We start from the raw sequence: 21,970 nt of genomic DNA, 5'->3' as shown, positions 1-21,970 counted from the left end.
CGAACTGTATGTCGGCGGAGCTGGCGTCGCCCGTGGTTACCTGAACCGGGCGGCGCTGACGGCGGCGCGTTTTATTGACGACCCGTTCGTGGATGAACCGGGAGCCCGGCTGTACAAAACCGGCGACCGGGCGCGCTGGTCCAGCGACGGCGAGCTGGAATATTTGGGACGCAACGACCATCAGGTCAAAATCCGCGGCTTCCGCATCGAGCTGGGCGAGATAGCGGCGCGGCTGCGCCGTCACCCGGCGGTGGACGACAGCGTGGTTATCGCGCGGCAGGACGCCGACGGGGACAGCCGACTGGTGGCTTACTATCTGGCGGGCGAGCCATTGGACGCGCAGTCGTTGCGCGACTGGGTGGCGGCGGAGCTGCCGGACTACATGCTGCCGGGGGCCTGGGTCCNCCTGAGCGCCTGGCCGCTGACCGCGCACGGCAAGCTGGACCGGCGGGNGCTGCCGGAGCCGGACGCCGGGGCCTACGCCGTGCAGCGCTACGAAGCGCCGCAGGGGGAAACCGAAACGGCGTTGGCGGGGCTGTGGGCGTCACTGCTGGGCGTCGAGGCGGTGGGACGGCACGACCACTTCTTCGCGCTGGGCGGCCACTCGCTGCTGGCTATCCAGCTGCTGTCGCGGGTGCGTCAGCAACTGGGACGCGACGTGGCGCTCAGCACGCTGTTTGCCCATCCGGTGCTGGCGGCGTTTGCGCAGGCGGTTGAACAGGCGCCATTGAGCGCGCTGCCGCCGATAGCCCCGGCCGACCGCACGGCCCCGCTGGCGCTGTCGTTCGCCCAGCAGCGGCTGTGGTTCCTGTCGCAGCTGGAAGCGAACGCCAGCGCGGCGTATCACATGGCGGGCGGGGTACGGCTGGAGGGCGAGCTGAACGTTGAGGCGCTGCAGGCGGCGCTCGATGGTCTCGTGGCGCGCCATGAGTCGCTGCGTACCGGTTTTGTGGCGGAAGACGGCACGCCGTATCAGCAAATCCACGCGCCCGCGCCTTTTGCGCTTGTGGTGGACGACCTGCGAGGGCATCCCGAGCCGGAAAGCGCGCTGTCGCGGCTGAGCGCGGAGGAAGCGGGCGCCCCCTTTGACCTTGAACGGGGGGGCCTGGTCCGGGGGCGCCTGATCCGGCTGGACGACCGTCGGCAGGTGCTGCTGTTCACGCTGCACCACATTATCTCGGACGGCTGGTCTGTCGGCCTCTTCATGCGGGAGCTGGGGGCGTTGTACGACGCCTTGACCGCCGGGAAGGCGTCGCCGCTGCCGCCGCTGCGCATCCAGTACGCGGACTACGCCGCCTGGCAGCGCCGGTGGATAGACGGTCCGCGCCTGCAAACGCAGCTGGGTTACTGGCGGGAACAGCTGGCGGAGGTGCCGCCGCTGCTGGCGCTGCCGACCGACCGGCCGCGCCCGGCGGTGCAGGACTATGCGGGCGGGCGGGTCGACTTCACGCTGGATGCGGGGCTGACGGCGGGGCTGAAAAAGCTGGCCGCCCGTCACGACGCCACGCTGTACATGACGCTGCTGACCGGCTGGGCCATGTTGCTGCACCGGCTGAGCGGGCAGGACGATATCGTGATCGGCTCGCCGGNGGCGGGGCGCACCCGCACCGAGCTGGAGCCGCTGATCGGCCTGTTCGTCAATATGTTGGCGCTGCGCTGCCGGATAGCCGACAACGCGACGGTCGGCGAACTGCTGGCGCAGGTGAAGGCGACCACGCTGGCGGCGCAGGCGCATCAGGATCTGCCGTTCGAACAGCTGGTGGAAGCGTTGAATCCGGCGCGCAGCCTGGCGCACAGCCCGCTGTTCCAGACCATGCTGGCCTGGCAAAACGCCGCCGGAGAAAATCTGCGACTTGGCGAATTGCAGGCTGAACCGTTCGCTTTTGAACAGGTGACGGCGCAGTTCGATCTGTCGCTGGCGCTGGGCGAACGTGACGATCGGATCGAGGGTGGGATCGACTATGCCAGCAGCCTGTTCGATCGTGAAACGGTGGAGCGCTACGTGGATCACTGGCAGGTGTTGCTGCGGGCGATGGTGCTGGATGCGGATCAGGACATTGCCCGGCTGCCGCTGCTGTCTGACGCCAAGCGGCGACAGGTGCTGTATGCCTGGAACGACACCTGCGCCGATTATCCGCAGGAACAGGGCATTCACCATCTGTTCGAAGCTCAGGTGCAGCGCACGCCGCAGGCGGTGGCGCTGGTCTGTGACGAGCAGTCGCTGACCTATGACGCGCTGAACCAACGTGCCAACCGGCTGGCGCATGTGCTGATAGCCAAGGGCGTTGAGGCGGATGCGCGAGTGGCCATCTGTTTGCCGCGCGGCGTGGACATGGTGGTGGCGGTGCTGGCGGTGCTAAAGGCGGGGGGCGCCTACGTGCCGGTCGATCCGGCGTATCCCCAGCCGCGAATTCTGTACATGTTGGAAGACAGCCAGCCGCGTGTGCTGATGACATTAGGGGAGCTGTGGGAGAGCCCGCCGGACGTGCCTGAGATTATCGATCTCGCGGCGGCGCAAAACGATGTGGCGATATCGCGCAATCCCGATATCGCGTTGAAGGCAGAGAGTTTAGCCTATGTGATTTATACCTCAGGATCGTCAGGTCAGCCCAAAGGTGTGATGGTGCCTCATCGGGGCGTCGTTAATCTGCTGCTCTCCGTCATGCAACGCATTGATCTGCGCACAGATGATCGTTTGCTCAGCGTCACGACGTTGAATTTTGATATTGCGGCTCTGGAACTGTTCTCGCCTTTGCTGTGCGGTGCGAGATTGGTGCTGGCGGATCGCGATACCATTCTGGACCCCGAACGGCTGGCGCGCTGCATTCGCGATCGGCGGATTAGCGTAATGCAGGCGACGCCGTCGGTGTGGCGTATGCTGCTGGAAAGCCGGTGGCACAAGGGGCTACGGCTGCGCTCAGCGCTGTGCGGGGGGGAAGCATTGAGCCATGAATTGGCGCTGCGGCTGCTAACCCTGACCGATTCGCTGTGGAATCTCTATGGCCCAACGGAAACCACGATTTGGTCCACTGCGCAACGGGTGTGCGAGGAGACCGATAATGCGTCTGCGCCGCCCATCGGCCAACCGCTCGCCAATACTCGCGTCTATATTCTCGATGCACGGGGAGAGCCTGCGCCCATCGGCGTTTTCGGTGAAATTCACATTGCGGGCGACGGCGTGACGCGAGGATATCTGAACCGTCCTGATATGACGGCGGAGCGCTTCGTCCCCGATCCTTTTATCTCGCCGCAACCCGAAGCCGCCGTGCCGCTGATGTACCGTACCGGCGATCTGGGGCGCTGGCGTGCGGATGGCCGTATCGCCTATTACGGACGCAACGATAATGAGGTGAAGATCCGCGGCGTACGTATCCATCCGGCGGAAATCGAGTCGGCGCTGCTGGAACATGCGGGTGTACAGGATGCCGTCGTGATTGGCGACAAGGAAAAACGGCTGGTCGCCTATGTCGTGGCTCCGGCCCAGGCTGTGTCGCAGGATGTGGACACTACGGGCTTCAGCCTCTTCTACTTCGGCGGAGACTCCCGGGACCAGCGAGATAAATATGCGCTGTATCTGGAAGCGGCTCAGTATGCCGATCGCCATGGGTTTGAAGCGATATGGACGCCGGAGCGCCATTTCCATCCCGTTGGGGGGCTCTATCCGAATCCCTCCGTGCTGAACGCCGCGCTGGCGACGATCACTCAGCGGATCTCGCTGCGTTCGGGCAGCGTGGTACTGCCTCTGCATCACCCGGTGCGGGTCGCCGAAGAGTGGTCGATGGTGGATAATCTCTCTCATGGGCGCGTTGGGCTGGCGGTGGCCTCCGGCTGGAACCCGAAAGATTTTGTGCTCGCGCCTGACGGCTATGCGGCGCGCAAACAGGCGATGTTTGACGGCGTAGAAATGATCAAGACGCTGTGGCGTGGCGAAACGATCTCGCTGCCGGACGGCGCAGGAAAAGAGACCGATATTCATCTGTATCCGGAGCCTATTCAGGCGATGCTTCCTATCTGGGTAACCGCGGCTGGCAATCCGGAAACCTTCATACAGGCGGGCAAAGCGGGCNCCCATTTGCTGACGCACCTGATGGGGCAGCAGTTGGATGAACTGGCGGAGCATATCGCACTCTACCGTCAGGCAAGAGCGGAAGCGGGCCACGGTCCAGATGCGGGCCACGTCACCCTGATGGTGCATACCTTTATCGGCACCGATCTAAACGCCACATTGGCAAAAGCCAAAACGCCGTTTATCGACTACCTGAAACTGCATTTCGGACTGAATTTTTTCTCCAAAGACATGGGCATGCCGTCGTCAACGATCTCTGACCACGACATGGACGCGATGACGACGTATGCCTTTGAGCACTACTCCTCCTCCGCCGCGCTGATCGGGACGGCACAAAGCTGTTTGCCTATCGTTCAAGCCATAAAAAACAGCGGTGTTGATGAAATCGCCTGTTTGATTGACTGGATGGACGCGGAAAGCGCGCTGGATGGCCTGCCGCACCTGAACGACTTGCAGCAGTTGGCGAAGTCCACCGCCCCCAGCACCCGAGAGTTGCGCCAGTTCCTGGCGCGGCGTCTGCCCGGCCACATGATCCCAGATAGCGTGATGTTCCTCGATGCGCTGCCCATGACGGCGAACGGCAAAATCGATCGTCATGCGCTGCCCGCCGTGGCCGCCGTGACGGAAACGCACGACTATGCGCCTCCCGAAGGTGAACTTGAATCGACGGTGGTCTCGCTATGGGGCGAGTTGCTCAACGTTAAACGTATTGGCAGGCATGACAACTTTTTTGAACTGGGGGGCAACTCCCTGATGGTGGTCAGCCTGCTTGAACGCCTCCGCCAGGCGGCGATCCCCGCCGAAGTGAGAATGCTGTTCGCCAACCCGACGCCAGCTTCGCTGGCTGAAGCCATTAACCATCATCTACGCCTTGCCGCAGAGGCGAATTCAGGAGATTCCACTCCTGACACAATTGAGGTGACATTCTGATATGCAAACATTGACGTCTGCACCGGCTTATCGACTCGCCGACTCAGTCATAGCCGAACCCCTGATCAATGGATGGAGCGCGTGGTGGTTGAATGTCNCCCCCATTCCCGCCAGTCTGCACTTTGCACAGGTACAGCGCAAAGTCATGCGTCTGTATTTGGACAATCCCACGCTGAACTATCAGATGGCGACCGACCCGGCTCTGAGCGGGAGCGCCTGCATCGGCGTTGCGCCGGAGCACGCCGATCAGATTGCGGCGCTGCTGGCCAGTTCTGAAAGTACGCTGCGCGACTGCGTGGCGCTGTCTGAAGCCGTAGGCAAACTGCATCGGCTGCTGGCGGAACAGGGCAACGGACAGTCCCTGGAGCCGCTTTATGCCCAGATACCCGAGCCGCTTCGCGGGCTGGTCGAGCTGGTCTATGACTATTTTAACCGCCCCTCTTTTCGGATCATTGAAGCACTGACCTACCGAAGTCACTATTACAAACCGGCGTTGCAGAGTCTGCGCATCCGCCCGCTGCGGCACGATGGCGATAGACCGCCTTTATTCAGTACCCCGCATACCATTGAGCCGAACGATGTCTGGTGGCAGGTGCCGTTTGCCAGTCCTCGTTTAGATGCGCTGTTCCAACTGGATACCGCTCCCAAACCGCTGGCGCAGATCTTCGAACTGTGTGGGGCAGACGCCATGATGCAACGTCAACTGCGCCCGCTGTTGACCGAGGCGCCCCTTCCCCGGAATGCCCTCCATGCCGATCCGCAGACGACCCGCATACAGTATCTCGGGCACGCGACGGTGTTGGTTCAAACTCAGGGCGTATCGGTGCTGATTGACCCCTTTATCAGCGCCAGTCCGCTTCAAGGCGACGATGGGCGAGTGACCTTTCAGTCGCTTCCCGAGCACATCGATTATGCGCTGGTGACCCATGCGCATCCGGATCATTTCTCGATAGAAACGCTATTGCGTCTGCGTCATCGCATTGGCTGTCTCGTCGTGCCGAGAGCGAGTGATTTTCTGCTGGGGGATGTATCGCTCCGGCACATGGCCGAAGTCCTGGGATTTAAAAAGGCGGTAGAGATGGAGCCGTTGCAGTCGATTCCGCTGCCTGGCGGCGAAATCATCGGCGTGCCGTTTCTCGGCGAGCATGGCGATTTAGCGCATGCCAAAAGCGCGTACGTTATCCGGCTGGGACGCCAACAAATTCTGTTTGCCGCCGATTCGGCCTGTCTGGACCCGGTTCTGTATGAGCGGATAAGGGATGCGATTGGCCCCATCGAAACGGTGTTTATGAATAGCGAAACCGAGGGAGCCCCGGCGTCTTACACCATCGAGGCGCTGTTCCCGCAGGATCGTGATCGCCAGCCGGAGAAAAACCGACGCTGCCGTGGCAGTACTTCGGGTGAGGCGATAGCGCTGCTCAAGGCCGTCGGCGCCAGGCGTTTGTACAACTACGCCATGGGACTGGAACCGTGGTTCCGGCATGTGTTAGGTCCGGCGTCGGTGCCCGGTTCGGCCCGGATGCAGGATTCGGATGCGTTGCTGAGCGGCGCGTTAGCCATTGGGCTTGAGGTGGTCCAGCGGTTGCAGGGACCTCAGGCGATCCCGCTGCTGGATGATGATGCATCCAGTGATGACGAGGTAACAATATGATCCCTATCAGCCAGAGTTCATCCATCGAAACGTCATCCATCAGCTTCTCGGATCTGCTGCTGGAGCTTGGAAAAAACAAGGTCGCGTTGCGGCGTGAAGGGGACAATATCAAACTGCGGGCCGACAAGGCGGCCCTTGACCCGGCGCTGCTGGCTAGCCTGCGTGAACATAAGTCTTTGCTGCTTGCGTGGATTGGAGAAAGCAGCCCTGCGTGGAAATACCCTGAGTCGGCGCTGGTCAATCTCTCTGAGCCTCAGCGGGCGCAGATTGTGCAGCGCATCGAGGGCGGTGACGATAACGTGCAGGATATCTACCCGCTGACGCCGCTACAGGAGGGGATCTTCTTTCACCATTTGGCCACCGAAGACGGCGCGGATCCCTATATTCTGCCGTGGCTGATGGCCTTTACCTCGCGCGCGGAGCTCGATCGTTTTACCTCAGCGATGCAGAAGGTTATCGACCGTCACGATATGTTGCGCTCTTCAATGGCGTGGGAGGGGCTGCCTGCGCCGGTACAGGTCGTCTGGCGTCAGGCTGTGTTAAACGTTGAGGACATTGTTCTGACCGCAGAGGAGGGCGACGCGGAAGAGTGGCTGCTGGCGCGCTTTATTCGGCGACCTTACCGCCTTGACCTCATCCGCGCTCCGCTGATGCGTGCATTTGCTATTGACGATCGGCAAAACGATCGCTGGCTGTTTATGCTGCTCTGCCATCACCTGATGATTGACCACACGACATTGGACTTCATCGTTGAGGAAGTGCAGGCCTGCCTGAGTGGGGAAAGCGACCGCTTACCGACGCCGCTTCCTTTCAAGCAGTTTGTCGTGCAGTCGCGGCTGGCCGCCAGCGATCCTTCCCACAAGGCTTTCTTCCGTCAGATGCTGTCCGGCGTGGATGAGCCTACCGCACCCTACGGTTTTATCGATGTGCAGGGTGACGGCTCGTTGTTGACCTACGCGACACGGATGTTGAGCGATGCGTTGTGCCGTCAATTACGCGCATTGGCGAAAACGCTGGCGGTCAGCCCGGCCAGCCTGTTCCATGTTGCCTGGGCGATCGTTCTGGCTCGATTGTCCGAGCGCGACGATGTGGTGTTCGGCACCGTATTGTTTGGGCGAATGCAGGCCGGTGAGGGGGCCGGTCGTGTTCTGGGGCCCTGCGTCAATACGCTGCCGCTGCGCATTAATCTCGAGTCGATGTCGGTGATTGAGGCGATCAAAGAGACACACATCCTGCTGTCTGAACTGTTGAGCCATGAACACGCCCCGCTGGCGTTGGCGCAGTCATGCAGCCAGGTTCCAGCTTCGCTGCCGCTGTTCAGCGCTGGATTCAATTATCGTTACAGCCAGAGGCAGCAAGCGCTGGCGGCCAGCCAAGAGGCCGGTTGGGCTAATATGGACGGGCTCTTCAACGAAGAGCGGGGCAACTACCCGCTGCACGTAGAGGTGGATGATTTCGGCGACAGTTTCTCGATTACCACGCATGTTCAACGTCCAATGGACCCTAAACGCGTGGCGCGCTATCTGGAAACGGCGTTGATCGGGCTGGAAAATGCGCTGAGGGAAGAACCGACGGTACGCGTGAACCAGATCGATATCTTACCGGACGAAGAGCGTCACGAACTGCTGGTCACCTGGAATGAGACGTCGACGCCCTTCCCGAATCGGACCTGTATTCATACCCTGTTCGAAGCGCAAGCGGCACGCACCCCACAGGCGCCCGCTTTAATTTTCGGCCAGCAGACGATCGCCTACGCTGATTTGAACGCACAGGCAAATAGGTTAGCGCACGCGCTGATGGCGCAGGGCGTGGGTGTTGGCACCTATGTCGCCCTCTCACTGCCCCGTAGTCCGGACATGGTGGTGGCGATTTTGGCGGTACTCAAAGCGGGCGCCGCCTATATCCCGCTCGATACCCGTTATCCCGTGGAACGTTTGCACTTCATGCTGAGTGACAGCGCAGCGGCGGTGTTGGTGACCAACCACGAGGGTCGCGTGGCGCTAGGTGACCTTCCTGTCAATCTGTCGGTGATCGAACTGGATGGCGAGCACAGACCTTGGCTAGACGGCGAAGCGACGAATCCGGATGCCCATGCGCTGGGCCTGACGCCGGAGTCGATGGCCTATGTGATTTACACCTCCGGTTCAACCGGAACGCCGAAGGGTGTCCCGGTGCCGCATCGCGGGCTGTGCAACCTGATTGCGGCGGAGGTCGAAGCCTTTGCGGTCATGCCCGACAGCCGGATTTTGCAGTTCGCCTCTTTCTGCTTTGATGCCAGCGTTTCCGAGCTGTTTATTGCCTTTATCAGCGGCGCGGCGCTTTACCTACCGCCGGCAGGTCCGCTGGTCGGGGCCGAGCTGATCGACACGCTGAAACGCAATCGCATCACGCACGTCACGCTTCCGCCCGCGGTGTTATCCGCTCTGCCAGAAGGCACGGAGCTTCCCGATTTGCAGACGCTGGTGGTGGTCGGTGAAGAAGTGTCCGAGGCGTTAGTGTGCCAGTGGGCGCCGGGACGCCGTTTTATTAACGGCTACGGTCCCACGGAAGCGACTATCGGAGCGGCGATGCACGTGTGCGATCCTCGGCGGGAAGGAAAGCCGCCTATCGGTCGGCCGTTCGCCAATGTCCGCCTCTATATTCTGGATGCGCAGGGACGCCCTGCGCCGGTCGGCGTCTCGGGCCATCTTCACGTGGCGGGCGAGGGGGTGACGCCGGGGTATCTCAACCGGCCAGAGCTGACGGTTGAACGTTTCATTCCCGATCCGTTCAGCGATGAACCGGGGGCGCGGCTATATAAAACGGGCGATCTGGGGCGTTGGCTTCCCGATGGGGTCATCGAGTTTCTGGGCCGCAGCGATCGTCAGGTGAAAATACGGGGCTTCCGGATAGAACTGGGCGAAATTGAAGCCTGCATTCGCTTCTACCCCGGCGTACAGGACGCGGTTGTGCTGGTGAGAGAAGATGTGCCAGGCGATCGCCGTCTGGTGGGATATTACACCGTCGTTCAGGCCGTTGCGGAAGATCAGCTGCATGCTTTCCTCGCCCAACGGCTACCCGAGTATATGATGCCGTCCGCCTATGTCCGCCTCGATAGCCTGCCGCTGACGCCGAACGCCAAGGTGGATCGCGCGGCGCTGCCCGCGCCGGAACAGGCGGGCGTGGTGACCGCGGGGTTCGAACCGCCGCAGGGCGCGGTTGAAAAAATGTTGGTGGGAGTATGGGCCACCGTCTTGAATCGACCGCAGGAAAATATCAGCCGCGATGACAACTTTTTCGAATTAGGCGGTCACTCGCTGCGTCTGGTCGAAGTGGCCAGTCAGCTACAGGCGCTTGACCTCAAAATAAGCGTCTCCACCTTGTTGACCCAGGCGACCATCAGGCAGTTGGCCGACAGTATTGCTCACGACAACGCGCCAGCATGGGCCCATGGCGCGATTCCATTTCGGGTGAAAAATGATACGTCTACGCTGTTCTTCGTTCATGAGGTGTGGGGGGAGCTGCTTTATGTTCCTGAGATCCTCGCGCATATCGACGGCGATTTCAGCGTATACGGGCTATCGGGCCAGCACGAAGGGGCGCTGCCGACGGACTCTCTGCAACGTCATGCCGCCAATCTGATTCAGGTGATGCAAAGCGTGCAGCCGAAAGGCCCCTACCGATTAGCGGGATGGTCGTTCGGTGGCGTGGTGGTCTATGAGATGGCTTGCCAACTCCTGGAGAGGGGCGATGAGGTGGAATTTATCGGCCTTTTGGATTCGGCAAACCCGTTAACGCAGGGGATCACGTTGCCGGATGATGGCGAGGATCGGGCTCGGCTATGGTGGGCGCTGCATCCGTTGCTGGAGCCTGCCGCGGCGGAGCGGATATCGGCGCTGGTGGCAACCGCTCCCTTTGACGAGCTGGTTAAAGCGTTTCAGACGGAGGCGGTGTTGCCGGAACGGATGAGCACAGAACAGGTACGGGGTTATCTCGATCACTACGAGGGATATATCCGTGCACTGGCTCAATGGTGTCCGAAGCCGCTGGCCGCACCGTGGCATCTGTTCCGCGTCAGCGACGATAAGCCTCCGCTGTTGGGATGGGACGGCGTTAACGCACCGTCGTCGATCCGGGTGATCCCGGTCGCGGGAACGCATATGTCGATGGTGAGCGCTCCGCATGTCAGCACGCTGGGTAAGGCATTGACGCAGGCGTTACGGGCCAACGAACAGGGGCTGTCGTAAATGGTGTTGGTCGCTACGTTGATAAGGCCAGTCCTCCGGCTGGGACGCCCCTTTTTTCTGTTATTGCTGGCGGAAAATAGCGTGATTGCCGGGGCCAACATCGCGGGGTTTTCCATCGGAGCCTGGGTGTATCAACAGACCGATTCGCTGTTCGATTTCTCTCTGGTGGCAGCGGTTGGCGCGTTCTCCACGCTGGGGGTTCTGCCGTTTGCGGGTGCGTTGGCCGACCGTGTCGATCGTCGTAAGGCGATATTGCTGTCGGACGCCTGCGTGTTTTGCCTGTTGGCGATGTTGCTCATCGTAATGGAAAAAATCGGCGTAGCGCTGTGGCTACTGTATGTGTTTACCGTGGTTATGGCCCTGGCGCAGGCGCTGAGAACGCCCGCGTACCGGACGACGATGAGCGCCTTGCTGAGGAGCGAACAGATGCCGCTGGCGTGTGGGGTGATGGGCGTCTTCACCGGGGTGGTCGGTATCGCGGTGCCGATCATCGCAGGGATGCTGATGTATCGCTACAGCCTGAATGGCATCTTCATTTTCAATCTGATCACGCTGTTGGGCAGTCTGGCGCTGGCGGCCGCGGGGCTTTATCGGTTGCCGCCGTCCATACGGAAATCGTCTGGACTGTCGGGTGATAGGGGGCGTTGGCTGAGGGATGTCCTGCGGGCGCTGGCCTATTTCAGGCAGCATCGCCTGATGGCCTTGCTGCTGGTCTACACGCTGATTCAAAACGGCCTGGAAGCACTGGTCTCTACGCTGGTTATCCCCCTGATCCTCACCCATTACAGCGTGCGTGAATTGGGCGTGATTATGGCTTGGGGCGGTTTGGGGGCGGCGCTAGGCGCGCTACCGCTGTTTGTGCCGTGGCTATCGTCGCGTCTGGCGTTGCTGTTGCTGTCCTGCAATTTGTTGCTCTCGCTGTGCGTGGCGATCGTCAGCGTGGTCAATTCCGTTTTTGACTACGCGGTCTGCGTGTTTATCGCCCTGTTTGTCGGCAGTTTGTCGACCGTCTGCGCCCTGGCGCTGTGGATGCGCAAGGTGCCGCTCAGTCAGCAGGGCAGTATCTTCGCGTTGATGGGCTCGCTGACCATGCTCACGCTGCCGGTCGTCGTTCTGCTCGCGGGCAGCGCGGTAGACCGATGGATGGCGCCTGCATTGACCTCAGGCGCTGATTGGACCCACACCGTCAGTCATTGGCTGGGCGGTGCCGACGACGGGGGCGCGATTCGGTTGGTGTTGCTGGGCTGTGGCCTCGCGGGGACGATGCTCTCTCTGCTGGGGCTGACACACCGAAAGATGCGCGATCTTGATGGGCAAATCCCTGATGGGCGCTGAGTTTTTTCACAACAAGGAGGAGGTTGTTCGACGCGTTGCGGCAATAGCGCATATAGGCAGGATTTTCTGTAAACCACGCGGTGACTCACCGAAGGCTGGGAAAAGCTTCAGTACTACGACGTGGTTCTGACGTGTTCTTCTCTGTCNGGCCCTGCCACAAGGCAAGCCGGACGGGGAAAAACACACAATTGGATGAAGTAATCATTAATGAAAAGGAAACGCATATGACTGCTACCCATCGTTCCGCCAATTATTCCAAACCGGCTCAGTTGGATATGCCTGGATTGGCAAACCTGCTTTTTGGACATGCAGCGTTTCAATACCTGCAGGCGGCTTGTGAATTGAATGTGCTTGAAACCGTTAGCACTTTACCCGAACCCACTAAAGAGAAACTGCGTGAGGCGCTGGAGCTTGAGGAGCGCGCGGCGGATATTTTGCTGCTGGGCATAACGTCATTGGGCCTGTTGGTGAAAGACAACGGGATTTATCGTGTCGCCGATGTCGTGCGGGAACTCATGGATACCGATGACTGGCAGCGTTTCAAAGATACGGTGGCCTTCGAGCACTATATTGTTTACGAAGGCCAGATCGATTTCACCGAGTCGTTGCAGAAAAATACCAACGTGGGGCTGCGCCGTTTTCCGGGGGAGGGGCGTGATATTTACCATCGCCTGCACCAAAATCCCAAACTAGAAAAAGTTTTCTATCGCTACATGCGTTCCTGGTCGGAGCTGGCCAATAAAGATTTGGTCCAGCATCTGGATCTCTCCACGACTCACCGTCTGTTGGATGCAGGGGGCGGAGATGCCGTTAACGCGCTGGCATTGGCGCAGGCCAACCCGAAACTTGAGGTCACGGTGCTGGATATTTCCCACTCCATCCCGGTGACGCAGTCGAAAATCGATGAATCCGGACTCGGCGATCGGGTCAATGCCAAGGCACTGGATATCCTGCATGAGCCATTTCCAGGCGGTTATGACTGCATCCTGTTCGCTCACCAACTGGTGATTTGGACGCTGGAAGAGAACACTCATATGTTGAAGAAAGCCTACGATGCGCTCCCGGAAGGCGGTCGGGTGGTGATCTTTAATTCCATGTCCAACGATGAAGGAGACGGGCCGATCGTCGCGGCATTAGACAGCGTTTACTTCGCCTGTCTGCCCGCTGAAGGTGGGATGATCTATGCGTGGGAGCAATATGAACGTTGCCTGGCGGAGGTCGGTTTTAAACATCCGCAGCGTATCCATGTGCCTGGGTGGACGCCGCACGGCATCATTATTGCGCATAAATAAGCGTTAATCGCCACTCGGCCAGGCGGTGATTTCGCCGCTGGCCGAGTGGTATTGCCTGACGTCCTTTCGCCCGTCGTATTGCGTGATAAGCCACGGCAGCTGATTGAGGCGGAATACAGCGCGTTTGAGTTAATTAACGACCGTTAGACTGTCCTTCGGTAGAGGCTCAAGCAAGTCTGCGCTTCCGCCTTCAGCACTGTGAACGCGTTCTCATGTTCAACTGGCCTCCCTTCCCGAGAAAACATTTCCCCCTCTAGTCAAGCGGCATACCCCTTTACCAATCGCCAGTGGCGATAACCGACGCCAGAAGCGTTTTTGTTCGCGCGAGATAGTCGGCGATCGTTTCGGCGGCCTGCGGAGTCGCGGGATGGCGGTAGTTGACGAACAGGCCGTCGTGCGTGCGCACATACCACAGACACACCTCCTCAGGGTCGACGCTACGGCTGCGGAAGCTTTTGACTTGCCACGTTGGCCACTCGCGCGCGCCTGAAATACGCCGCAGCTCCATATAGGAGATCATAAAAGGATCGCGCAGTGGCTGGTCGAGAAGCTCCGCGACCCGGGTCATCGGTATCTGGGCTAACGCTTTAACGCCGACCAGTCCGTCCGCCGCATCACCTATCGCCTGAGTAAATGCGCGTTCTCCGTCGATAGGGAAGGCCACTGGTCCCATGCCGACGTACCAGCCCACCGACGGCTGGCGCTGTCCGGTCTGGGTCTGGAAGGGGATCATGGTGCGAAAGGCCGCCAGGCCCGAGCGTTCATAGGCGGACTTTGCCAGACAGGCCAAAAGTCCGGAAAAAATGTCGCCGCCAGCGGAACGGCAGATCTGCGCAAACGCGTTGGCGTCATTTTTATCCAGCACGTTGGCGTGGCCGCTGGGTTGCTCGGTCAGGCCATCGCCCACCTCTCCCAGCGGGAGGGGAAACGGCGGCAGGCGACCGTCCCCTTCGTTCACAAACGTCTTCCAGCGCCGAATGCCTTCATGGCTGGCGGTAATTTCCTCCGACGCTTTGCGCTCCGCTTCGGCGAAGTCGAGATAGCTGGCGACGGCGGGGAGGACGGGCTGGGCGGCGCGATCTTCCGATGTCGAGAGGGCGGCGGCGTACAGCGTATGGATCTCCCCGGGGATTTGGAACAGGGAGTAGCCGTCGATCAGCGTGTGATCCNCCGCGAGACACACGGTCGTCGCTGCAGAATAGCGGATAGTGGTGAAGAGATAGCCCGGCCAGTGAAGGGGGCCGACTTCACGATCGAACAGCGCCTCAAGCTGGTGCGCCAACGAACGAGCGTCGGTAAAGTCGCCGACTTCGCCGGGGCGCACCTCGACGGAGCCGGGTTTTAGCGTCATGCGCGCTAACCGGCGGTCGGCGCGGGGGATTAGGTGGCTGCGTAAGGTTTCATGCCGGTCGACCCATTGACGGATGGCTGTGATGAATGCCGAAGCGTTGAAGTCGGCCGACATATCAAAGGTGCATCCCAGCCAGGAGGACGTCGACGTATTGTTCTCCCTGTCATCAAGCGCGCCCATGATGCTCGCCTCCTGAAGGCAGGAGGCCCGGCGTGGATCCTTGACCCAGCGGTCGTCGGTGGCGGAGGGGCCGTGTACGCGCCAGGCGGTGAGGTGTCCTGCGGGCAGATTAAGTGAGGCTATATCAGTGAACTTCATGAACGTTTCCCTGTATCGGTGAAGGACAAAAGGCTCAGGCGCGCGCGGGTTCGTTGCGAAGCGCGGCGAGTTGAGGTTCGCGCACCGCCCACAAGGGCGACAGGACAATCCATAGGGCGGCGGCCGCGATCAGCACGCCGGTTATAAACAGTGTCGCCCGCGTTCCCAGCCACATCCCGCAGGTGCCGCCGACCACGGCGCCTAACGGCGCAAGGCCCCAGACCAGCGTACGTATGCTGGCGTTCACCCGTCCGTGAATCTCTGCCGGCGCCAATGCGTAACGGATAGGAACCTGATGGACGTTGTAGGTCTGTATGCCGATCCACATGACGCATTGCGATAATCCGACGATGAGTACGTTCGGCAACAGCGGGCAGAGCATGGCGCCTGCGGCGCTGATGAGGATCGCCGCGACCAGCGTGCGGCCAAGGCCCAGAACTCGCGCCGTCGGGCGGGCCAGCAAGGCCCCCACGACGCAGCCGACCGCGGCAACGCTGGTGACGATGCCAATCTCTGCCGCGGTCATTTTCAACTGGTCGGAGAGATAGAGAATGAACACCGCGGAATAGGCGCTGTAGAAGAAAATCAGCGTCACGGTAGCGAAGGTTGACGCGCGAAGCGGCGGCGTCCGGAGCAAAAATCGCATGCCCTCGGCCGCCTCCTTCAAAATGCGCGTCAGCGCGCTGCCCGTTTGCGGGTCATCCAGAGAAGTGACGTTGGATCGCCGATGCGATGACGCGGTGGCGACAAAAGGAAGCAGGGCTGACATCACCAGGAAGGAGACGGAGTCGGCCAGTATCGCCACGGCGGGCGAGGTAGCCGCGATCAGCCATCCTGCGATCGGCAGGCCGATGACCATGACGGCGGACTGCCCGAGTTCCAGTCGGCTTTGCGCCTTTGTCAGTTGCAGATAGGGCACCAGCGCGGGCACCCAGGCCAGAAAGGAGACGTCGGCGACCACCATCGCGGCGCCGGTCAGCGTGGCGACGGTATAGAGGTGCGACATACTGACCTGTCCGGACACAAAATAGGTCAGCGGCACGCTGGCGAGCGTAAGGGCCATGATGATATTCGCCGTCATCAGCAGCAGACGGTGCGAGTAGCTATCGACCAGCAGACCGGCAAATAGCCCCAGCAGCAGGTACGGCGTTCTGCTACAGGCGAGCAGAACGCCGGTTTCAAACGGGCTGGCGTGATTCAGCGTGATCGCCGTCAGCGGGATGGCAAGGTGCGTGACCTGCGTGCCAACCAGTGAGAGCGACTGACCAGCGAGAAGAAGGTGGAAGCTGCGGGGCAGCCGCTGTGAGACATCCTGGACACTCTGCATCGTCATGCTCTCCGCCGATCTTGATGAGCCTACAGTTCGTAGCCCAGACGTTGCAGTTCCTCGCCCGCGATGTGCTCGAATTCAGCAATTTGCGTTGGGTTGAGGTCCTGCAGATAGCGTCCGTTACGCCCCCGGTAGAGCGGTTGACGCGCCGTCTCTGCGGAAGGGTGTCCCCAGGGTTTGTCGAACAAGGCGTGGTTCTGATCCGCATGGCGCATTAGCGCGTCATTCCACGGCAGCCCCAGAAAGTCCAGCATCCGTTCAATGGTCTCGCGAGGGCGGGTCACCAGATCTTCATAGCGGATTTCCAGATAACGCAAATCCGGCGCGGTCAGACGGGCGTGGGCGACAATCTCCAGCCAGCCGTGGGCGGCTTCGGCGATCGTCTGATATCCCCAATCCGGAACGGTCTTGAGGTGTGAGGCCGCTAAATCCCGTCCGTCCCGGACGATATGAATAAACCGCGCCTCAGGCCAAATCGCGGCGTAGGTGCCGATATCCTTGATTCTTCGCTGTAATTTCAGCCCCCACCGTTGCGTCCCCGTTTGTTTACGTCGGCGTTCACCCATCAACTCGATAAGACTGCAGCGGTCTTCGAGCGCGGAAAGATCCCGGCCGCACTCGTCCATCAGGCTCTTCACCACCGCTCTGACTTCGCGACGGTCGAGGCCGAAGCGCTCACACTGGACCACGAAATGCACGCCGTCGTACCACTCGGGGGCGAACGTCTCCTTCGTGGCCCCGATGAGCAGGCTTTCATTGGCATCCAGAAAGTCGCAGACGGCCAAAATATGCGGACCAAGATTAACCGGCTCCGTGAAGTCGATTTCCGGGCCGACGACAAGGTCCGGATGCGAATCGAGAATGACGCTGAGCAACGTCGTGCCCGAACGGTTTTCGCCCCCCAGCAGCACTGGGTTGGTCGTCAGTACACAAGGCGTGATTGTGGCGGATGGACCAGACATGGAGACTCCTTTCCGTGGAAGAATATTTCGAATGAACCTCACCCGCTGACAAAATAATAGGGTCGTAAAAATAAGCCGGTGGGCGATATCGTCTAGTCAAAACAATAAACGTAATGAGGCGACATTGAGTCGCCCTCGAGAATAATTACGCTAAATACATAATTAGCATTGGCTGTTGTGATAATCAACATGAGCTGAGATTAATTTTTTTATTTTTATGAGGCATAAAAATTAAATAACCAACAGGTATCCATTGACGTCATGAATAAATAAATTTGTCGAGATATTTTCTGAAAATATATAGGGAAAATAACAGGGTTAATTTTATTTTTACTGAAGGTGAATTAATCTTATCTCTATATTTAAAATATGCCTTGTCTTAGGGGGAATTCGTTTCTGATGTGATAAAAGCGCTGACTCTCTTCATGATTTGATCATTTAAGATCGCGTTTTTCTGGACTCTCATGGATGGCGAACGGATATTCATGTAGGCGAGGACGCTCGCCTCTGGATTGGTCACCTGTTCTGGAGGCCGCGTGATACAGCCACCACGGGGAGTCGGGCGCGGTGTTATTCATCATTGTTCGCGAAGGTTGAAGGGAATAGCACTCGACTCGCGGGGACCGAGTGCTATTCATGGTCTTGCTTCAGCGTCTGATAACGACACGTCTCATCCGCTGCCGAGGCGCGGCTGTATCGCTTACCGCCCCCTTGGGGTTATTGGCAATCGCGGGTCCGCACTGTCGCGCCCATCTCGCTGGTCAGCGTGTTGCGCGTGTGTGTGCCTATATAAACCAGCCCACCCATGGCGGCGCTGCCCGAAACTTCCCGCGCGCGGCACAGGTCCGCTTCTGCGCCCATCGCCACACTCATATGGGCGGATTGGATCACCAGATCGTGGGTGCCGTTAATCAGCTTCGCGCCCATCGCCAGCCGGGCATCCAGACGATTTAGGTTGCCGCTCAGCGCTATCGTTGCGCCCATGCTGCCATCCACCGTGACCTGTTCGGTGTTGAGCGCGCAGGCGTCGGCCTTCAGCTTGACGCCAAAGGTGGTTTTAATCGACTGCACGGGGTGGTCCGTAAAAATCGTCAGGTCCGTTTTGTTGTCTGAGAGATCCCACCCGTCTACGTCGCGGGTCACTCCCGTCATGCTCAGTTTCTTGCTCGCCGAATTGACCTGCAATTGATCCAACACTTTTTGAGAGGCACTGGCCACCGCATAGGGCTTCTCGGCGCATTTGAGCGTGACGTTAAGCCCTTTGGATAATTCAAGTTCGTTGAAGGAAGCAATTGGTATCCGTTTCTCAACCTCATTCGCAGAAGCGGCGTTGAGGCTGACGCCAAAAAGCAAGGCAAGGGAAAAAACAGTGTTCAAGCGGGTCATGTGACCTCCGTAGCGCGTATTTAGAAAGAATCAGCAGAAATCGGGGCCGCCAGAGGCGTCGCCGTCAGGGAAACATCGCCGCGCGGCGCCAGGTTGAGACCAAACTCCGGGCGTAGGTCCACCGGTCGCGTTCCGGTTGCGAGTTGGAAGCGGCAGCTTAACGAGAGTCGGGCCAGGGTTATCACCAGCTGATGAAGCGAAAGCGACATCCCCACGCAGTGGCGTTTGCCCGTCCCGAAAGGAAAGTAGTGGTACGGCGGGATGGGCCCCTGAAGAAAACGATCGATATTGAACCGCATGGGTTCAGGCCAAAAGCGGGCGTCATGATGCACCAGCCAGGGCGAAAACAGGACTGCGGTGCCGGCGGGAAGGCGGTAACCGTCGATGTCGATATCCTCTAATACCGTCCGTTCCACCAGCGAAGAGACGGGCGTCAGCCGCAGCGCTTCTTTCACGGCGGCCAGCGTGATGGGGCATTTTTGCAGGCCGATCCCATCGTGCGGCAGCGCGCGCGCTTCCTGATAGATCCGCGCCTGCACTTCGGGATGCCGGGCCAGATGGATGAGACACCATTGAAGGCTGGTGGCCGGGTTATCGATGCTGCCTGACAGGTTGCCCATCACCTGATTCACCAGCGACGCTTTGCGCTCCGGGTGGCGGGCGACGTCAAGAGCATGATAGAGCTGGGCCAGCATGGTATCCGGCTCCTCGGCGATGCCGTTCAGGCTTGCGTCCACCAGCGTATGCAGGCGCTGGCGATAATTCAGCAACGTGGGATCGCGAAGCAACGCGTTTCGGTCGACCGTGGCGGCTTTCTGGATCAGCGCGTAGAACGCCTGATGGGTGTCAGTGGCGAAGCGTTGGCCTTCCCGGAGCGTACAGGTATGGCCGATAAAAGGCGGCATCACCGCGCGCACCGCCCACTCGAGCGTCAGCGTGCGCAGTGTCACCGGCGCTGATGTGGCGAACTGTTCAACAATCCAGTCGGCGCTCTCTGTCAGGGCGCGCTGCAACGACGCACACTTCGGGTTGACCTGCGGCAGGGTGAGTTTTCTGACCCGGCGCCATTCGTCGCCGTCCTGGGCAAACGTGAGCGCATCTCCCAGCAGCAGGCGGCCAACGGCTGCGGAGGAGGGCAGCGTCATGACGTCTTTACCGAAACGCGCCTCATTCTGCTGCCAGTCGCGCACATGGCGGGCGCCCCCCAGCACGACCAGATCGGCGCTGTTCGCGAATCGGAGCCGGACGCAATCGCCCTCGGCCGCGACCGTTTCCTCTACCGTTTTTAAAATGCCGATCGCGCGTAAACGCTTCCCATCAACGTCAACGGTGGGNAGCGAGGTATAAGGTCGTATCATCTCTTCTCCTGTTCATCCGGCGATGCGTAGCGGATCGGGGATAACGCTGCAGGCGCCGATAAAGGCCCCTGCGCCGATGGAAAGCAGGCCGCAGCGTTTTGAGAAGGGCTGAGCATTTTGCAGCCGACGACTCAGCAGCAAAAAGGGATCGGCCGCACAGCAATGGCCCACGTCGGGCAGCAGACGGGTATCGATACGTGTTTCGAAGTCAGGGTTGAGCCGCGTGAAGTTGAGCCAGGTCAGGCGGTTAATATTGTGCGGCAGCAACACGTCATGGGTCTGAAATGAAAAATCAATTTCTTCCAGCGCGTGGGTCATCATCGCGTTGTGCTCGGCATAGAACGCGCTCTTTTGCTGCGATTCGATGAATAGCCCAGGCCAGAATTCCGCGCGATGTTCCACAAAAGGGGGCGTCAGCTGTATGCCGTCACTCTGATTGTCCAGCAACATGACGACGAATCCGTCGCCCAGAATCGTACAGCCGGGGATATAACGTTCCTCCAGTCCAAAAGCGCTGAGCGAATCGCCCAGCACCAGCAGCGCGCGCTGCGAGAGTCCGGCCCGGAAGAGCATCTGCAGCATTTTAAGCCCCCAGAACCCACCGCCGCAGTTGTGCTGATCAATCTCGTAGCGGCGTTTTACCTGCTTCAAAGCGGGGTGGCGGCGCACCAACTCCGTCGTCACGCCTTCCCCTTCGGCAGGCTGGATCGGCAGGGCATGCACGTAAATCAGCGTATCCACCGGCGTCTCTTCGGCGCTCACCTCAAGTCTGTCCAGCAGGGTCGAAAAGGTGTGCAGGAGTGAGGCTGAGCGCGGCAGCGCGGCGACATGTTCGATACCGAACAGTTTGCTGAACACGCGCGCTTCGCTGCGGCTGCCGCCAGCTGCGTGAATGACATCGACCGCGTCGACGCGCTCCGTTGGAATCTCGTCCACCATGCGGGTTAGTCGCATGCTTGATTCTCCGTTCCCTGAAAGGCCAGTGCGGTGATCGTCGTCTCTTCCTGCAACAGCAGCAGGTGGTCGTAGCGCGTGTCGCTTTGCTCCAGGGCCGCAAATAGCGAGGNGCATAACAGGCGATCATCCGCGGGAATAGGGTGTCTGTGCGCGGGCAGCGAGGACAGCAGGGTCGGACTGGCCNCGAGGCGGTAGCGATCCGTCAGCCCAAAATGCTGTTTTAACCCTTCGCAATGCGCCGCCAGCCCCAGAGCATCCCGCTCGCGGCGTTGATAGCCCAGATAGCGCCAGCCTTCGCTGCTTTGGTTCACGGCGATGATGCAGGCGCTGTTATGGGGCGCGAGCGCCTGCATCAACGGGGAGCGATAGAGCAGGTGCTTTTGGTCGGCAATCAACAGCAAGGCCCGCCGGTCGCTGTGTCGAAGGTAGCGATGCAGCGCGTCGAAGGCGAAAAGCGGGGCGGACAGCCCGCGGTCGCTGATGGCCAGTGCAAAACTCTGTTCGCTGAGATGGAGCTGGTGGACAACGTGATTAACGACGGACGTCCCCAGATGCAGGTCTGGCGTCCAGTGCGCCATCATCACCACGTCGATATCCTGACAGTCGGTGCGTGCCTGAAGCGACGGCAACAGTGAGTCCATCATGCGCACGAACGGCGCTTTGTCTTCGGCGGTGATGCACTCGACGACACGGCTTTGCGCCGGATCCCACGGCAGTCCGTTCGACTGAAAAAACGCCGCGACATAACCTTCCCAGTGGTCGACTTCATCGAGCCAGACGGGGTTAAACGGTTCAAGCTCGCCAAACG

11 protein-coding genes are annotated in these 21,970 nt (G+C 60.0%); 5 read left to right on the top strand and 6 right to left on the bottom strand.

Annotated features, from left to right (window positions below; all coding sequences use genetic code 11):
* Nucleotides 1-88 precede the first annotated feature (88 nt).
* The 5 genes from SB13_RS15655 to SB13_RS15635 all read left to right on the top strand — a co-directional run bounded on the left by SB13_RS15655 (nucleotide 89) and on the right by SB13_RS15635 (nucleotide 13,500).
* Nucleotides 89-4,996 carry an LLM class flavin-dependent oxidoreductase gene (locus SB13_RS15655; RefSeq protein WP_463605562.1) on the top strand — a complete coding sequence of 1,636 codons (4,908 nt, stop codon included), beginning with the start codon at nucleotides 89-91 and terminating at the stop codon, nucleotides 4,994-4,996.
* A gap of 1 nt (nucleotide 4,997) precedes the next feature.
* Nucleotides 4,998-6,647 (top strand): MBL fold metallo-hydrolase, encoded by a 1,650-nt coding sequence (locus SB13_RS15650; protein WP_051619132.1) that lies wholly within the window; start codon nucleotides 4,998-5,000, stop codon nucleotides 6,645-6,647.
* Nucleotides 6,644-10,873 carry a non-ribosomal peptide synthetase gene (locus tag SB13_RS15645; protein ID WP_051619130.1) on the top strand — a complete coding sequence of 1,410 codons (4,230 nt, stop codon included), beginning with the start codon at nucleotides 6,644-6,646 and terminating at the stop codon, nucleotides 10,871-10,873. The genes SB13_RS15650 and SB13_RS15645 overlap by 4 nt, the downstream gene beginning before the upstream one ends.
* Nucleotides 10,874-12,208 carry an MFS transporter gene (locus tag SB13_RS15640; RefSeq protein WP_026741243.1) on the top strand — a complete coding sequence of 445 codons (1,335 nt, stop codon included), beginning with the start codon at nucleotides 10,874-10,876 and terminating at the stop codon, nucleotides 12,206-12,208.
* A gap of 224 nt (nucleotides 12,209-12,432) precedes the next feature.
* Entirely contained in the window at nucleotides 12,433-13,500 is a 1,068-nt protein-coding gene (locus SB13_RS15635) for a methyltransferase (RefSeq protein WP_026741242.1), read from the top strand.
* Between the two features lie 274 nt (nucleotides 13,501-13,774).
* Here the strand turns inward: SB13_RS15635 and SB13_RS15630 are convergent, their stop codons facing one another.
* The 6 genes from SB13_RS15630 to SB13_RS15605 all read right to left on the bottom strand — a co-directional run bounded on the left by SB13_RS15630 (nucleotide 13,775) and on the right by SB13_RS15605 (nucleotide 21,159).
* Nucleotides 13,775-15,031: a condensation domain-containing protein gene (locus tag SB13_RS15630; protein WP_081821874.1), complete on the bottom strand. Its 1,257-nt coding sequence runs from the start codon at nucleotides 15,029-15,031 to the stop codon at nucleotides 13,775-13,777.
* A 172-nt stretch (nucleotides 15,032-15,203) separates the two neighbouring features.
* Entirely contained in the window at nucleotides 15,204-16,502 is a 1,299-nt protein-coding gene (locus SB13_RS15625) for an MFS transporter (protein ID WP_200872280.1), read from the bottom strand.
* Between the two features lie 23 nt (nucleotides 16,503-16,525).
* On the bottom strand, nucleotides 16,526-17,461 hold the full coding sequence (locus SB13_RS15620) for a sulfotransferase family protein (protein ID WP_026741241.1): 936 nt from the start codon (nucleotides 17,459-17,461) through the stop codon (nucleotides 16,526-16,528).
* A 717-nt stretch (nucleotides 17,462-18,178) separates the two neighbouring features.
* Nucleotides 18,179-18,847 carry a GIN domain-containing protein gene (locus SB13_RS15615; protein ID WP_026741240.1) on the bottom strand — a complete coding sequence of 223 codons (669 nt, stop codon included), beginning with the start codon at nucleotides 18,845-18,847 and terminating at the stop codon, nucleotides 18,179-18,181.
* 20 nt (nucleotides 18,848-18,867) lie between these two features.
* Nucleotides 18,868-20,205, bottom strand: a complete 1,338-nt coding sequence (locus SB13_RS15610; protein WP_026741239.1) for a cytochrome P450 — start codon at nucleotides 20,203-20,205, stop codon at nucleotides 18,868-18,870.
* A 12-nt stretch (nucleotides 20,206-20,217) separates the two neighbouring features.
* A complete protein-coding gene (locus SB13_RS15605) occupies nucleotides 20,218-21,159 on the bottom strand; it encodes a beta-ketoacyl-[acyl-carrier-protein] synthase family protein (protein WP_026741238.1) in 942 nt (313 codons plus the stop codon).
* Nucleotides 21,160-21,970: the final 811 nt, after the last annotated feature.

It is taken from the genome of Lonsdalea quercina subsp. quercina (genome assembly GCF_000688695.1).
Taxonomy (GTDB): domain Bacteria; phylum Pseudomonadota; class Gammaproteobacteria; order Enterobacterales; family Enterobacteriaceae; genus Lonsdalea; species Lonsdalea quercina_D.
The sequence above is the reverse complement of the archived record's forward strand: the minus strand, read 5'-3'. Positions and strand labels throughout refer to the sequence as shown.

What these genes read in the sequence shown, in the direction of transcription:
- SB13_RS15645 (WP_051619130.1), top strand. Translation starts at nt 6,644, where the DNA reads ATGATCCCTATCAGCCAGAGTTCATCCATCGAAACGTCATCCATCAGC.
- SB13_RS15640 (WP_026741243.1), top strand. Translation starts at nt 10,874, where the DNA reads ATGGTGTTGGTCGCTACGTTGATAAGGCCAGTCCTCCGGCTGGGACGC.
- SB13_RS15635 (WP_026741242.1), top strand. Translation starts at nt 12,433, where the DNA reads ATGACTGCTACCCATCGTTCCGCCAATTATTCCAAACCGGCTCAGTTG.
- SB13_RS15625 (WP_200872280.1), bottom strand. Translation starts at nt 16,502, where the DNA reads ATGACGATGCAGAGTGTCCAGGATGTCTCACAGCGGCTGCCCCGCAGC.
- SB13_RS15620 (WP_026741241.1), bottom strand. Translation starts at nt 17,461, where the DNA reads ATGTCTGGTCCATCCGCCACAATCACGCCTTGTGTACTGACGACCAAC.
- SB13_RS15615 (WP_026741240.1), bottom strand. Translation starts at nt 18,847, where the DNA reads ATGACCCGCTTGAACACTGTTTTTTCCCTTGCCTTGCTTTTTGGCGTC.
- SB13_RS15605 (WP_026741238.1), bottom strand. Translation starts at nt 21,159, where the DNA reads ATGCGACTAACCCGCATGGTGGACGAGATTCCAACGGAGCGCGTCGAC.